The sequence below is a fragment of the Aquimarina rhodophyticola genome (assembly GCF_042434915.1).
Lineage (GTDB): Bacteria > Bacteroidota > Bacteroidia > Flavobacteriales > Flavobacteriaceae > Aquimarina.
This window is the reverse complement of record NZ_CP170198.1, coordinates 1,029,725-1,044,603: the sequence shown is the minus strand read 5'-3', so window position 1 is coordinate 1,044,603 and position 14,879 is coordinate 1,029,725. Positions and strand designations below refer to the sequence as shown.

General features: G+C 33.1%; 15 protein-coding genes and 2 tRNA genes. 8 read left to right on the top strand and 9 right to left on the bottom strand.

All coding sequences use genetic code 11. The features are described from left to right. Positions 1-17 precede the first annotated feature (17 nt). The 5 genes from ACE939_RS04520 to ACE939_RS04500 all read right to left on the bottom strand — a co-directional run bounded on the left by ACE939_RS04520 (position 18) and on the right by ACE939_RS04500 (position 2,257). Entirely contained in the window at positions 18-386 is a 369-nt protein-coding gene (locus ACE939_RS04520) for a diacylglycerol kinase (protein WP_378187595.1), read from the bottom strand. Between the two features lie 7 nt (positions 387-393). Continuing rightward, positions 394-894 carry a thiol peroxidase gene (gene tpx, locus ACE939_RS04515; protein ID WP_378187594.1) on the bottom strand — a complete coding sequence of 167 codons (501 nt, stop codon included), beginning with the start codon at positions 892-894 and terminating at the stop codon, positions 394-396. A 109-nt stretch (positions 895-1,003) separates the two neighbouring features. Further along, positions 1,004-1,261, bottom strand: coding sequence for a DUF6952 family protein (locus tag ACE939_RS04510; protein ID WP_378187593.1), 258 nt, complete (start codon positions 1,259-1,261; stop codon positions 1,004-1,006). Beyond that, a complete protein-coding gene (locus ACE939_RS04505) occupies positions 1,242-1,556 on the bottom strand; it encodes a thioredoxin family protein (RefSeq protein WP_378187592.1) in 315 nt (104 codons plus the stop codon). The genes ACE939_RS04510 and ACE939_RS04505 overlap by 20 nt, the downstream gene beginning before the upstream one ends. Positions 1,557-1,618: 62 nt before the next feature. Next, positions 1,619-2,257: a peroxiredoxin gene (locus ACE939_RS04500; RefSeq protein WP_378187591.1), complete on the bottom strand. Its 639-nt coding sequence runs from the start codon at positions 2,255-2,257 to the stop codon at positions 1,619-1,621. Positions 2,258-2,523: 266 nt separating this feature from the next. Between ACE939_RS04500 and ACE939_RS04495 the strand changes: the two genes are divergently transcribed. From ACE939_RS04495 to ACE939_RS04480, 4 genes are all read left to right on the top strand, one after another. Continuing rightward, positions 2,524-4,758: a response regulator gene (locus tag ACE939_RS04495; RefSeq protein WP_378187590.1), complete on the top strand. Its 2,235-nt coding sequence runs from the start codon at positions 2,524-2,526 to the stop codon at positions 4,756-4,758. A 109-nt stretch (positions 4,759-4,867) separates the two neighbouring features. Beyond that, positions 4,868-6,031 (top strand): trans-sulfuration enzyme family protein, encoded by a 1,164-nt coding sequence (locus ACE939_RS04490; protein WP_378187589.1) that lies wholly within the window; start codon positions 4,868-4,870, stop codon positions 6,029-6,031. Between the two features lie 69 nt (positions 6,032-6,100). Beyond that, positions 6,101-6,817: a bacillithiol biosynthesis deacetylase BshB1 gene (bshB1, locus tag ACE939_RS04485; RefSeq protein WP_378187587.1), complete on the top strand. Its 717-nt coding sequence runs from the start codon at positions 6,101-6,103 to the stop codon at positions 6,815-6,817. Positions 6,818-6,876: 59 nt separating this feature from the next. Next, a tRNA-His gene (locus ACE939_RS04480) sits at positions 6,877-6,953 on the top strand. 65 nt (positions 6,954-7,018) lie between these two features. Here the strand turns inward: ACE939_RS04480 and ACE939_RS04475 are convergent. Then, positions 7,019-8,065 carry a M28 family metallopeptidase gene (locus ACE939_RS04475; RefSeq protein WP_378187586.1) on the bottom strand — a complete coding sequence of 349 codons (1,047 nt, stop codon included), beginning with the start codon at positions 8,063-8,065 and terminating at the stop codon, positions 7,019-7,021. Positions 8,066-8,330: 265 nt separating this feature from the next. Between ACE939_RS04475 and ACE939_RS04470 the strand changes: the two genes are divergently transcribed. Together ACE939_RS04470 and ACE939_RS04465 are read left to right on the top strand one after the other, a co-directional pair. Further along, positions 8,331-8,415: transfer RNA gene (locus ACE939_RS04470), tRNA-Ser, on the top strand. A gap of 241 nt (positions 8,416-8,656) precedes the next feature. Then, a complete protein-coding gene (locus tag ACE939_RS04465; RefSeq protein ID WP_378188417.1) occupies positions 8,657-8,923 on the top strand; it encodes a hypothetical protein in 267 nt (88 codons plus the stop codon). Positions 8,924-9,036: 113 nt separating this feature from the next. On the opposite strand, the gene ACE939_RS04460 is transcribed toward ACE939_RS04465, so the two are convergent. The 3 genes from ACE939_RS04460 to ACE939_RS04450 all read right to left on the bottom strand — a co-directional run bounded on the left by ACE939_RS04460 (position 9,037) and on the right by ACE939_RS04450 (position 13,114). Then, the gene (locus ACE939_RS04460) at positions 9,037-9,636 is read right to left on the bottom strand and encodes a class I SAM-dependent methyltransferase (protein ID WP_378187585.1); all 600 of its coding nucleotides are present in this window, start codon (positions 9,634-9,636) and stop codon (positions 9,037-9,039) included. 437 nt (positions 9,637-10,073) lie between these two features. Further along, positions 10,074-11,393: a hypothetical protein gene (locus tag ACE939_RS04455; protein ID WP_378187583.1), complete on the bottom strand. Its 1,320-nt coding sequence runs from the start codon at positions 11,391-11,393 to the stop codon at positions 10,074-10,076. Between the two features lie 548 nt (positions 11,394-11,941). Next, positions 11,942-13,114: a metallophosphoesterase gene (locus ACE939_RS04450; RefSeq protein WP_378187582.1), complete on the bottom strand. Its 1,173-nt coding sequence runs from the start codon at positions 13,112-13,114 to the stop codon at positions 11,942-11,944. Positions 13,115-13,342: 228 nt separating this feature from the next. Between ACE939_RS04450 and ACE939_RS04445 the strand changes: the two genes are divergently transcribed. Together ACE939_RS04445 and ACE939_RS04440 are read left to right on the top strand one after the other, a co-directional pair. Next, positions 13,343-14,161 carry a sensor histidine kinase gene (locus ACE939_RS04445; RefSeq protein ID WP_378187581.1) on the top strand — a complete coding sequence of 273 codons (819 nt, stop codon included), beginning with the start codon at positions 13,343-13,345 and terminating at the stop codon, positions 14,159-14,161. Further along, positions 14,158-14,859: a LytR/AlgR family response regulator transcription factor gene (locus tag ACE939_RS04440; RefSeq protein WP_378187580.1), complete on the top strand. Its 702-nt coding sequence runs from the start codon at positions 14,158-14,160 to the stop codon at positions 14,857-14,859. The genes ACE939_RS04445 and ACE939_RS04440 overlap by 4 nt, the downstream gene beginning before the upstream one ends. Positions 14,860-14,879: the final 20 nt, after the last annotated feature.

Below are 14,879 nucleotides of genomic sequence, written 5' to 3'. Positions count from 1 at the left end.
AATGCCTAAAAAATTTTCTAGCTGAAATACGGAATATAGATTATCACACCTATTAGAAAAGCAGCAAAAGCAGCAAAAAATACTGCTCCAGCAGCAATATCTTTGATGAATCCAATTTTGTTGTGAAAATCAGGATGAATAAAATCTGCTATAGCTTCTATAGCCGTATTGATACCTTCGATACTGAGCACTAAACCAATAGCAAATATTTGTAAGATCCAATCCACTCTGGATATATCAAAGTAAATACCCAAAATTGTCATAATTACAGCGATTGTAATTTGGACCTGAATACTTGCTTCGGTTTTTAAAAGTAAAAAGGCACCTTTGAGCGCATAACCTCCTCCCCGAATTCGTCCTGATAAAAATTTAAAAGCTTTACTCATCAAGTTACTATTTCAAGACACTTAAGGCAGCCTCATAATTGGGTTCTTGCGCAATTTCTGGCACCTGTTCTGTATACGTAACTACACCTTCTTTGTTCAAAACTACGATTGCTCGTGAGTGTAAACCTTGTAAAGGTCCATCAATCATTTCTACTTGATAATCTTGCCCAAATTTTCCCGTTCTAAAATCTGAGAGGTTAATTACATTTGTTATTCCTTCGGCACCACAAAATCGTTCTTGTGCAAAGGGAAGATCTCGAGAAATACACAACACTTTGGTATTTGATAAAGATGTAGCTTGCTTATTAAACTCACGAACTGAAGCTGCACATATACCTGTATCAACCGAAGGGAAAATATTAAGAATTACATTAGACCCCTTAAAATCGTTCAATGTAGTGGTAGATAAATCCTTTGTAACTAAATTAAAATCTGGAGCTTGTGCTCCTATTTTGGGAAGTTCTCCAACAGTATGTAAATTATTCCCTTGTAATGTTATTGTCGCCATCTTGATAAACTTTAGTATTTGAAGGCTAAAATTACTAAGATTATGTGGTATATAGACTAAAACGATAAAAAATAAATAACCTCCCTGAGATTAGGAAGGTTATTATAAGCTATGAATCAATAGCTCCTAAGACTCTCTTCATAAAAGAATTTAACGCTTCTTTTTTACTCATTCCCTCTTTGGTCATTTTATCTACCTCTAGCGCTCCGTACATATTAGAAATGAGCTCTCCAATAACGTCTAGTTCGGCGTCTTTAAGTGAAGGGACCTCTGTGAGTGCTTCTAACGTTTCTATGGATTCAATAATATAATCTTCATCGTTCTCCTCAATAAAGTTAGTGAGGTGCTTAATTACTGGTAACTTCATTTACTAAATCTTTTAAAACGTCAAATTTATTAGTTTGTGCTTGATTTACGAAGTTTCCATTTTTAAAAACAGCAAATGTAGGTAAGTTATCCACCGTTGCCATTTTTCTAGATTCTGGAAATTTTTCGGCATCTGCAATTACAAAAGTTGCAGCTGTCATCTCTGAAGCTAATTTTTTAAATTTAGGCTTCATAATTCTACAATTTCCACACCAAGTAGCTGAGTACTGTACGATAACAGTATCATTATCATTGATAATATTGCTTAAATTATCTTCACTTAATTCTTGTATCATAACGATCTTTTAGTTTAATACCCCCACATAAAAAAATGCAGGGGTATAGTTTTTTTAAAAAATTAGTGAGTTGCTAAGTATGAAGATACTCCGTCTCTATTTGCAGACATAGCCTCTTTACCTTCTTCCCAGTTTGCTGGACAAACCTCACCATTCTTCTGTACATGCGTATACGCATCAATGAGTCTCATAAATTCGTTCACATTTCTACCTACCGGCATGTGGTTGATACCTTCGTGAAATACAGTACCCTCTTCATCAATAAGGTATGTTGCTCTATAAGTAACGTTATCACCTTCTACAGTAACCAAACCTGTTTCTTCATTATATTTTTCGTCGGTAATATCTAAAATACCTAATGCATTTGCTAAGTTACGGTTTGAGTCTGCCAAGATAGGATAAGTAACTCCTTCAATACCGCCATTGTCCTTTGACGTATTTAACCATGCAAAATGAACTTCTGGTGTATCACAAGATGCTCCAATTACAATTGTATTTCTTTTCTCAAACTCTTTTATCGCTTCCTGAAAAGCGTGTAGTTCTGTTGGACAAACAAAAGTGAAATCTTTTGGATACCAAAAAAGTAATACTTTTTTATTATTATTTTTTGCTTCTTCCAAAACATTTAATTTAAAAGTATCTCCCATATCATTCATGGCATCAACATCTAAATTTGGAAATTTTTTTCCTACAATTGTCATAATTATTATTTTTTATTATTGAACGATTATTTCGGTGCAAATATAGTTTTAGTTATCCCGATTTATAAAAGGATTAATTTTTATTATTTATCTGATAATAGTTTTTTGTTATCACAATTAAAAAATCAATAAGCAACAAAAATCATTAAAGTAATGTTTTACCGTAACGAGATTACGGATAAAATTAATGTTAAAATACTGAAACTTTACGTGGTAACCACAATTTTTGTATTTTCGTTAATTATTAGAAACTTTTTAACCACTATTTGGCTATCCTTAAAAAGCATATAAGTTTATTTATTATCTTATGTTCTACTCAATACGTTACCCCACAAGCTACTCTCAATTCTGATAGCGTCCAAAGGTATATACAAAGAGCCGAAGAACTACAAGATCAATATAAATATGAGGAGTCCTTGGAACTTGCCAAGACTGCCCTACAAAATGCGTTGTATAATGACGACTCTCAAAGTAAGGCTCATATTTATCAAATTATTGGTAAAAATTATGAGATTAATGGAGATGATCAAAAAGCAATTCGCAATTATGTAAAGGCTTTGACATTTTCTCAAATTTCAAAAAATAAAATTTTAGAAATTGATATCTATAATAGTTTGGCTAACTTATATGTTAGACATGAATTTACTATTAAAAAAGGTATCGAATATTATGACAAGTCATACAAATTAGCCATACGATTAGAGGATACTGTAAGAATGATTCGCCCGCTACTTAATTTGGGTTCTTTTTATATTTCTAAGGGCAACTATTCTGAAGCTTATTTTAACCTATCGCCTGCTAGAAAATTGGTCAATGAGAGTACCTCCAATTTGGATAAAACAAAACTCAATAGCTTACTTGGTCGGTATTTTTTACATCTAGAACGCTATGACCGTGCCGAAGAACATATTGAAGAGGCAATATCGTATGCTTTATTAGAAATTAATAAAGAAACGATCTCCAATCAAACGCAATCTACTTTTTACGAAGAATTAGCTATTCTCTATAAATCAAAATCTGCATTACACTATGCACAAGAGGATTTTAAACGTGCTATTAATTATAATGAAGAATATTATAGAAGTAAATTACGAGCTATTGATATCAAAAACTTAATTGAATTACAGCGTGCAAACATCAAATATGAAGTTGATCAATATCAAGCCAAAATAAAGCAAGCAGAATTTGATAAAGCAGAGAGGGAAATTCAAATTGTAAAATGGCAAATGAGTATTTTCTTGGGAGTTGTACTCATTTTAATATCACTGGCTTTCTTGATTAGTTCTAACAGAAATAATTTTCAAAAGAAAAAGCTTAATCGTGATCTAATAGAGAAAAACAAAGAGCTTAAAAGTGCAAAAGAAACTGCCGAGCAAGTTTCAACACTCAAATCGCAATTTATATCTACCGTAAGTCACGAGTTAAGAACGCCACTCTATGGAGTGATTGGCTTAACTTCTCTTTTAATGGAAAATCCCGATGAAAAGAAAAAGAACGAATATCTCGAGTCTTTAAAATTTTCTGGAGATTATCTGTTAGCGCTTATAAACGACGTACTGCAATTGAGCAAAATTGAAACTAACGAAGTTACCTTAGAAGAGGTTACATTTGATCTGCGCTCCCTAATCGAAGGCATAACAAACTCACTTAGAACTAAACAAAAAAGTAATAGAAATACAGTTCATATCAATATTGACCCTAAAATTACCACTACTCTCATAGGTGACTCTGTTAGACTTTCTCAAGTACTCATCAATCTTATTGGTAATGCCTTAAAATTTACTGTGGATGGAAATATATGGGTTTCAGTAGTGTGTATGGAGCAAGATGATAAACATTATGTATTACGTTTTATAGTCAAAGACGATGGTATAGGGATTCCCGATAACAAACAAAAATCGATTTTTGAAAATTTTGCACAAGTCAAAAATCAAAATCAAGAATACGAAGGTACAGGTTTAGGATTAGCCATTGTACGTAAATTGATTCAGTTACATCAAAGCGAAATATATGTAGAAAGTGTAGAGGGCTTAGGCTCCAAATTTCATTTTGATTTACGCTATAAAAAGGCAATCAAAAGTGAACAAATATCTGCCTCTACCAGAGCTAATCTAAGTGTGGGAACTACCAACTTCAACATTTTGATCGTTGACGACAATAGAATAAATCAAATTGTAACTCAAAATATTTTAAAGAAAAAAGGCTATACCTGTGATGTAGCTAGTAATGGTATTGATGCTATTTCTATGCTAAAAAAGGGAGAATATGATCTTGTGTTAATGGATATTAATATGCCAGAATTAGATGGTCTCGAAGCAACCAAAGTTATACGAACCTTCAACTCTACCATTCCAATCATCGCTCTTACTGCTGTCGAAGAACGCGAAGTTAGACAACAGGCCTTATCTGTAGGTATGAATGATGTTATTGTTAAACCCTATGATACACAGCAGTTTTTTCAAACCATAATGAAAAATATTTCAAAAGTTAAAAGCATATAATTGGCAACAGCTTTTCATCAAACTAAAAAACCTCGTAAGAATTCACTATCAATTGTCTAGATTTCTCATCGTGATGTAGTATTTTAGATTTTAAATTTAAAAGATCACTATGAAATCAAAAAATATGGGCTTTAATACCGTGTGTACGCATTACGGCGAAATTGAAGATAAACAATTCAAAGGTGCTATTTCTCCTATATATCTATCCACCTCATACGCTTTTGACGAGGTTGATGTAAAAAGATATCCAAGGTACTTTAATACTCCCAATCAAGAAGCTCTTTGCAAAAAAATTGCCAAACTTGAACATGGAGAAGCCGCATTGATCTTTGGGAGCGGTATGGCAGCGGTTAGCACTACCCTATTTGCTTTTCTAAAACAGGGTGATCATATAATTTTACAACGTAATATTTATGGAGGAACCGCTAACCTTGTCAATGAAGAGTTTGACAAACATGGTATAGCGTATACGTATTTGGATGAAACAAATGCCGAAAATGTTACCAATGCAATTACGAAAAACACCAAAGTACTCTATATTGAAACGCCTTCAAATCCTTTACTCTCTATTATTGATATTGAAGCAATCGCCAAAGTTGGTAAAGCTCATAACCTAATTACTGTAATAGACAATACCTTTGCCTCACCGGTAAATCAAAATCCAATTACCATGGGTATCGATATTGTTATCCATTCTGCAACAAAATACTTAGGAGGCCATAGCGATATTCTTGCGGGAGCTGTAGTAGCTTCAGAAAAAAATATGGATACGATATTTCAAGTTGCCAAGAATTTTGGTGGTAGCCTAAGTGATTTTACGGTTTGGATGCTTGAGCGTAGTATTAAAACCTTGGGCATACGCGTTAAACAGCAAAATCAAAATGCTCAAGAATTAGCCGAATGGCTATCACAAAACGATGCTATTGAAAGAGTTTATTATCCAGGGCTTCCTTCTCATCCAAACCACGCTATTGCAAAAAAACAGATGCGAGGATTTGGAGGTATGGTATCTTTTGAGCTAAAAAAAGGCTTGGATGCTAGTGAATTTCAAAAACAACTAGGTCTTATTAAAAGTTCGATGAGCTTAGCAGGAGTAGAAAGCACTATCTTATCCCCTACATTAACCTCTCATGCACTTTTATCAGAACAAGAAAGAGCCGATCAAGGTATCAATGATGGTCTCTTAAGATTTAGCGTAGGTATCGAAGAACCCGAGGATTTGAAACAAGATATCAGTACCGCATTACAAGCGATAAAAAAACAGTACGCATAACCTAATCAAGGGTATCAAGACTTTCAACAAGAGCCTTGTTTAAATAGTATCTTTGATAAAAACTTAGTCATGAAATTAGACATATTAGCAGTAGGTGCTCATCCCGATGATGTTGAGTTAAGCTGTTCTGGCACTCTTGCCAAAGAAATTAGAAAAGGAAAAATAGCTGGTATTCTAGACCTAACCCAAGGTGAATTGGGTACCAGGGGTAGTAAAGAAATAAGAGCTAACGAAGCTTCAAAGGCTGCTGAGATTTTAGGCGTTTCGGTAAGAGAAAATTTAAGTTTTAATGATGGTTTTTTTGTCAACGACAAGAATCATCAACTTAAGGTTATAGAAAAGATTCGTAAATACAAACCAGATATTGTATTATGTAATGCTATTGACGACCGACATATCGATCATGGTAAAGGTAGTCAATTAGTGAGTGACGCATGTTTTTTATCAGGGCTTCGTAAAATAGAGACCTTTGATCAACATGGATTGCAAGAACCTTGGAGACCACGTTTAGTTTTACATTATATTCAATGGAAATCGACAACTCCAGATATCGTTGTTGATATCACAGGATTTATGGATATAAAATTAAAAAGTGTTATGGCTTATGCTTCCCAATTTTATGATAAAAACAGTAAAGAACCTAGTACTCCTATATCCAGCAACAATTTTTTGGACAGTATTACTTATAGATCGGCAGATTTAGGACGTATCATAGGTGTATCCCATGCCGAAGGATTTACCGTAGAACGCTATGCTGCAGTGGATTCTGTTTTTGATCTAATTTAATTGAAAAAAAAGTTTGCAGAATGGTTGAAATGACTTATTTTTGCATCCGAATTTAAATGGTGGTTGTAGCTCAGTTGGTTAGAGCATTGGTTTGTGGTACCAAGGGTCGCGGGTTCGAGTCCCGTCTTCCACCCCATAGTAAAAAAGACCTTGCTTTTGCAAGGTCTTTTTTTGTTTGATTACTATTATATTTCGAAAATATTACTCGCTTTTCTCTTTTTCTTCAACTTCTCCGTCAACAACAATTCGTTGCTCACGATTTACAAGTTCATAAGCTGTATAAAAAACGAGCTGTGCGCGTTTTGCCATAAGGTCATATACTATTTTATCCGGAGTGTCGGTAGGCTTGTGATAATCTTCATGAACTCCATTAAAGTAAAAAATAATCGGCACCCCATTTTTGGCAAAATTATAATGGTCACTTCTGTAATAAAAACGATTTGGATCATTCGGTGCGTTATAGGTATAGTCTAGATTCAGATTTGTATAGGTCGCATTTGCATTTTCACTTATTTCATGAAGCTCTGTACTCAAACGATCACTTCCGATAAGGTAAATATAATTCTCTTTATCTTCACCTTGATGATCTTTATCAATACGCCCTACCATATCGATATTAAGATTAGCTATCGTATTTGCCAAAGGAAAAACAGGATTCTCTGTATAGTATTTGGATCCATACAGTCCTTTTTCTTCACCTGTAACATGCAAGAATAAGATAGAACGTTTTGGTCCATGACCATCATCCTTTAATTTCTTAAATGCTTCTGCGATTTCTAAAAGGCTGACCGTACCGGATCCATCATCATCGGCACCGTTGTATATTTCACCTTTACTATCTATGCCCACATGATCATAGTGAGCCGACAGTACAAGTATCTCTTCTGGTTTTTCTGATCCCTCTATAAACGCTAAAACATTTTCTGAAGCTTGTATATCACCTCTAAAAAAACTTTTTGGAATCGTTTGATAATAATTCTCAACCCCTTTTGGAGCAGGAATGTTCATTTTACGATACTGTGTTCTTAAATAATTAGCTGCTTTCTTTTGTCCCTCTTCTCCAGTATCTCTACCCTCAAAATCATCACCCGCAAATACATATAGATACTTTTTAAGGTCTTTTGCGGTTATCCGACTCGCATAAGAACTTACATCGACAATTTGTGTAGAAGAAGCTTGTTTTGAACTTTGAGAGGTTCCACAAGAACCAATACTTAAAATAGCTAGCGCTGCGATTACTTTTTTCACTCAATAAAAAATTTTAATTAATACGATTTATTTTAGATTTTGCTGAAATTACGAATATTGAATTCGTTGAAATTTTGTCCATGACACGTCATTTGCAAAAGCTATTTAAAAAATATGCATTTTTACATTTCCCCAAAAACAGAGAGCAAGATACTGATTTTGATGCATATCCCTACACCTAAAAAAATGTTTTAAAAAAACTTTTAAATATTTTTTAAAAAAGGCTTTCAAAATTGAAAAAAGCTCCTATATTTGCACCCGCAAAGGAGAATTGGCAGAGTGGTCGAATGCGGCAGTCTTGAAAACTGTTGAGGGTCACACCTCCGGGGGTTCGAATCCCTCATTCTCCGCAAAAAGAAACCCACAATGAAAATTGTGGGTTTTTTGTTTTCTGTGGTTTTTTAATAATACTCATCAAGTATAAGCTTTCATGAATACTCCTGATTAATTGTTTAAACTAATGTTCTGCTTTAATGTTGCTTAGCACTTATAATATACGAAAATTACAAGTTAAAAATAACTTAAAAAACTCGTAATTAATTAAATTCTTAACTTAATAGCATTGGACTAGAGGTAGCATAGAGCAAGTATATCAAAGGCAAACGACAAAGCACCGTTGAGCCAGTCCTTGGGACACTCACACAATGTATGAGTTTATGCAAAATCAATACTATAGGTCTAAAACAGGCCAATAAAAGTATGCATGTATCCGCTATAGCATATAATTTTATGAAGTACTTAATAATCATCAAGAAAAACCTGGTAAGTAAATCGGGAGTGTATTTGACCTATAGTTGCAGATTAAAATGCCTTTTAAGGCCTGAAATAAAGCGTTTAGAGCACTTTGTAGTGCAGTAGTTATTAATATATTGTTTTAGAAAACTAGCGTTTAGATTCAAAATTTTATACCGAATTTATCTTTTTAAAGGACTTGTGCAACGGTTACCATTGTTATGTGCGGTATTTTTTCATTACTTTTTGCTTTTTATCAAGTACATCGGTTGATTTTCATTCACTTCGCTGATTTCAAAAAGTCCAAAGTCGTTAAATTCAGCTTTTACAGATTCTTGGTCATAGTAAAATATTTTGGTTCCTTCGTGAAATTCGTAACGGTCTTTTTCTATTAGTTTTCCTTTACCAAAATTCGGTGCTTCTTTGGTTATGGCAGTAAAAACCATAAATCCGTTTTCGGTCATTTGATTGTAGCAGTCTTGGATTAGTTTTCTCCTTTCCTCGTTGTCCAATAAATGTATCAGAGCGTAACAAAAAATCCCATCATATTTTTTATCGTCAAAAGGCATTTTAGTCACAGAACCGTGAAAAATAGTCATTCCATTTCCATAATGCTTTTTAGCAAGTTCAATAGCCGTTTTAGAAATTTCAATTCCGTTTACATTTATTCCGTTTTCGATAAAAGGTTGGGCGTTTCGTCCATATCCAATTCCTGGAATTAGAATGTTTTTCACAGATTTTTCTAAAAAGAAGTTTTTAGTCAATTCAGCAGATTTTGCAGGGTTCATACCCCACATTTCCTGTTTGTCATTAAATGCTGTTTCCCAAAATTCTGTCATTTGTCTTCGTGTTTGTCATATTGCTTAGGTGAGTAGCGCCTAATAATTGTACTCCTATTTGTATCTATTAAAGATATAACTTTTCTAGAACTATCAGTGCCCCGCGACATCAAACCATACGTAAACTTGTCGCTCATAAGGCTTAAAGATAGCGTTCTTCATTGCGCTTTCAAGAGTGTTTTAGTCGTGCATACTTTTCTATTTATAGTAGTTTATAACGTATAATCATACAGATGCTGGTGACCATCATATCAAACAATGGATCACATATAGGATGCCGAGCAAGTTATTTAAAAGCTATTGAAATATTGATAATCCTACCGGAATTATCAACATTCTAACAGCTAATCATTAACAATATGAAATAATTAAAAAAATAAATATTAATTTTAAGGAACTAGGCGAGTGCTTTTCATAGGACACCTTGTTGTGCCCAGTTATTTCGCAAAGTAATTCTTAATTTTAACTTGATAACTAACTATATTGACTTTCAGTTTTTTCAAAATATCTATTTTCTGAACTAAAGTAGAATATTGTTGACTAATCAGTTCGTATTCATCTTTAAAGTCCGAATATTCTGGGTTTAGTTGATTAAATTGTTTCATTAGTTTTTCCAAGTCAACACTATTATATTCAAAAACTTTATTATTTATCATTTCAATTCTTAATTTTCCGATATCCGTTTCGTATTCTTTATTCCTTGATTTCAGGTGTTCATATTCAGGTTTGAGTTTTTCTAATTCTGAATTAAGATTGAATAATTTTTTAGCTATAATCTCAATTTCGGAAATTAATATTGGTTGTATCTCCTTATTAATTTCTTCTATTTTGGTTATGAAATTTTGAATTTCGGTAATTTGATTGTATTCTACAATTTTGGAAATGAAATCAATTGCTCCACTAACTTTTTCGCCCCGAAACTCTATAAGTCGATGTCCTTTCTTATCTACACTATAATGTTTTTCTCCTTCTCCAATAAATGTAAATGTTGATTTAGTCATAATGTCGGTAAGACCTACTACCATATTTTCGCACTCTTCAATTACATATTTTTGGATAAATTCAGTTTCACTTCTTAAAGAACAATTGCAAGCCTCCTTTGCAAATTCCATTGCGTTTTGCCAATATGAGTTTTGAATTTCCTTTCGGAAAATTCTACGACCATTATATATTCCACGATACGATTTGTAAGAGAATGACTTTGTATATCTTACGATTTCTGAAAACTTTGCGAGTTCATAATTAATCCACTCCGAAACTGGTGTTATGTCAATATTCTTATACTTTAATTTTATATAGAAATAACTCGAACTTCCATAGCCAAAGTTTGTCTTTAACTCAATACTAAAATTTTTATTGAGTTTATATTCAGGATTTGACCAGCCGTCAATTCTGTGTGAAAAAGTCAAAATATCTTTGTTCTCGAAACATTTTCTATATGTTTTTGAAATATTGAAGGCTTTTACCCAAAGTGTGAAATCTTCTAAAAGACTATATTGTAGTTGTTTAATTTCACTATCTAAATCATAATTTTCTGGGTTTTGCTTTTCATTTAGATAAATCAAATCTCTTCTTTGTGTAATTTCCTTTGTCTTTTCTTGAAAGTTTGCTGTAAATCGTTGATATGAACCATCTAAATTTTTACAATATCTATATTGAGTTTGAAGAGGTTTTAATTTCTCGGAACTGTTTAAATATGATAAAATTTCAAGAATGGAATCTTTAGGTGAATTACAGAGGTTTTCCAAGTGTTCCAATTCATGAATCAGGTGTTTTTCTATTGGCTCGTAGTCAACAATGATTTTGTTATCCTGATACTTTAGGACACATAAAACACTTTCATTTATATCTTTTGATGTTGAATTCAGAACGGTTTTTTTTAATTGGGCACAACAACAATATATAGACACCTGTGGTAACGATATTTCTCTTTTACAAATACTACCCGTGGGATACTAAGTGGGGTTGGTAGTGGGTTTTATTAGTACTAAACTACATAATTTATTATATATAAACTACTTAATGATCCAACAGATTCTAAAACCTTCCTGACAAGTGCGGCAACATTTCCCACCTCCGGGAAACCTTCCTGACAAGTGCGGCAACATTTCCCACCTTCGGGAAACCTTCCTGACAAGTGCGGCAACATTTCCCACCTCTGGGAAACCTTCCTGACAAGTGCGGCAACTTTCCAAGCAGTGGTAGCAAGGGTTTAGCAAAATATGTGATTTACTTTATAGTGATGCAATATGTTGTTTATGTTGTTTTTTACTAGTTTAAATAGTTAGGATAGCGGTGTAATAGACTATATTTTTACCTTTTCACCATTATCAAAAACTCGATAATAATGAGCCCCATCTATCAACAAGCCTTCCGACTTTTGGTTAGGCCAATTCTTATGATAATCATTAGCGTGTTTTACGTCAATTCCGATAACTTTTCCTTCATAATAACGCTTTACTTTGGGCTGTAGAGTATGACCTACAATGATAGTGTTGGCTTTAAACTTTTCTAAAGGTGTAGTAACATCCTCTATGGTAAGATCTTCTTTAAAATAACCACGATACCAACAAATCCCTGTTTTTGACGAAAGCAATACATCTGTTTCACTTTTGTTCCTTTTGGGATATGGTGCAGTATAATAGGTTGTTCTCATAAATTTATTTATTTCCTCTAGTGTCATATCGAGTTTAGCAATATCAGGGTGTAATCCGCCATGTGCAAATAGATTACCATTTATAGATTCTATTACATTTTTACTGGATAACCAAACACCTAATATCGAAGTTGAGCTATATAAATTTGTTTGTGTTGTTCCCAACATAGAAGCAATAAATGTGTATTTAAGCGACGAAGCCTCGTGATCGCCATACATGTTCTTTAATTCGTGATTCCCTAAAATAAAATGAACGTGACCTCCTTGCTTTTTGGCATCTTGCTCTAATTTGTAGATAAACCATAATACTTGTGTCGTAGAGAATCCTCTATCAACAAAATCTCCTACCAAAACCAAATGACCTTGACCAAATATCCAGTTTAGGCTTTGATCAACAACTCTATTATTAATCAAAAAGTCTCTAAAGGTCTTATACCCACTCTCAATATCCGAAATTGCTAATATCTTATGATTATCGTTGTACACCGTTTTGGGTGTTGTAATCTCGGGGTGTATGGTAACATCAAAACTAGTAGAATCCAAAGCAAAAAAAGTTTTGGCCGGGATTGCCGTGGTTGAGAGATATTCTTTTTGATCCAAGTAAAAACCATCTACTTTATTTCCTTTAATATAATTGATTTGTACAATACTATCATTTGTATAAAAAGCGTACGGTCCATCACCATCAAAAGCGAATCGTTTATCATCATGTGCATAGCTCAAACTGGCACCATGATAGAGACCAATTGAGATTGCACATAGGGCTAATACAATACCAGTAAACGTGACATGTTTTAAATATCTAAAGACTTGTTTTTTCATATTTGTAAATTTTAATTGAATGATGTTCTTTTTTCGGATGAATCCCAAAAGTATCTTTAGACTAACAAGCATTCAAAATTTAGTGATAAGATGTGTTTTATAAAGGTTATATGCGCTATATTCGGGTATCAATGTTTTTTATCCCAATCCTACCAATTTATAAACCATAGCTCGGGGAGTTGATCACTTTTATTGTAGTTGTCTGTTCGATTCTCTTATTTTTGTATTATGATCTCACTTATAGATAGAAAAAATTGGCTATGGATCAAGAGTATTGTCTTGACTACAATTGCTATTCCGTTAGTTCATATAACCTATGAGCTGCTGATCCTTGGTAAGCAGTCTATCGTATTCTTAGCAGCGTATCCCGAAGCAGTGAGCATACTGGTAATTCTTTATTATGTTCTTTTGCTTATTGGCGGAGTAGGATGGATTATTTTGCAATTAAAATCATTACTGATACTTAGAAAAGAAAAGAATAAAGCCGAACTGTTGCATTTACAAAGTCAGGTAAATCCTCATTTCTTTTTTAATATGTTGAACAACCTATATGGTATTGTAGATAAGGATATTGATAAATCTAAAGCTCTTATTTTAAAATTATCAGAGCTAATGCGTTATAGTATTTATGAAGGTGAAAAAAAGTGGGTATCGCTTGAAGAAGAAATTGCTTACTTAAAAAACTATATCGCATTACATCAAATGCGCTATCATAAGAGTATAGCCATACGTTTTACAACAGATATAAAGGTTAATAATGTAAAAATAATGCCTTTGCTATATATTATTCTTTTGGAAAATGCTTTTAAACATGGTGCCGAAAATTTAAGAGAAGGTGCCTATATTTATATAGATATACAGGCAAATAAAAAGACTGTGGATTTTAAAGTTGAAAATAACTTTGATGGTAGCCAACCGATAAAATCTAAAGGAATAGGCCTTAAAAACTTAAAACGAAGGTTAGCATTAGCATATCCAGAAAAACACAAGCTCACGATCATCAACGACGAGGATGTTTTTATTTCACACTTAATAGTCCAAAAATGACAAGGTACCTTATCATAGATGACGAATATATCGCACACGACATTATCAAAGGATATTGTGACATGTTGCCCACTATGCAACTAATGAAAAATTGTTACGATGCGTTAGACGCTTTAGATTACTTACAAGAAAATATTGTTGATTTAATCTTTTTGGACTTATCCATGCCTAAATTAAAGGGATTTGATTTTTTGAAAACTCTAGTGCATCCTCCAAAAGTAATTGTTACTACTGCTTACAAAGAATATGCATTAGAGGGCTATGAATTAGAAATCATAGATTATCTTTTAAAACCTTTTAGTTTTGAACGTTTTTTGAAAGCTGTGAATAAAACTATTGAAATAAAAGAAGCCACTAATGCAATCCCTCCCACTCTGGATACCTCTAAAAAAGATCACATCTTTTTTTATAGCGACAAAAAGCATATTCAAGTTAAAATAAAAGACATGTTATATGTCGAAGCTGCCGGAAATTATTCAAAAATAGTACAAAAGAATTCTACACTATTAGTTCGAGAAAAGATATCAAATATAGTAGCTACCCTCTCATCTTCTCAGTTTGTACGGGTACATAAATCCTTCATTGTTTCTACAAGTCATATTCAATCCATCCAAGGTAATAGGTTACTTATCAATGGTAGTTATATTCCGATAGGTAATTTATATAAAACGACTATCAAAAACTTAATAGAGAGATGAGTATTTTTTATTAAACGGTC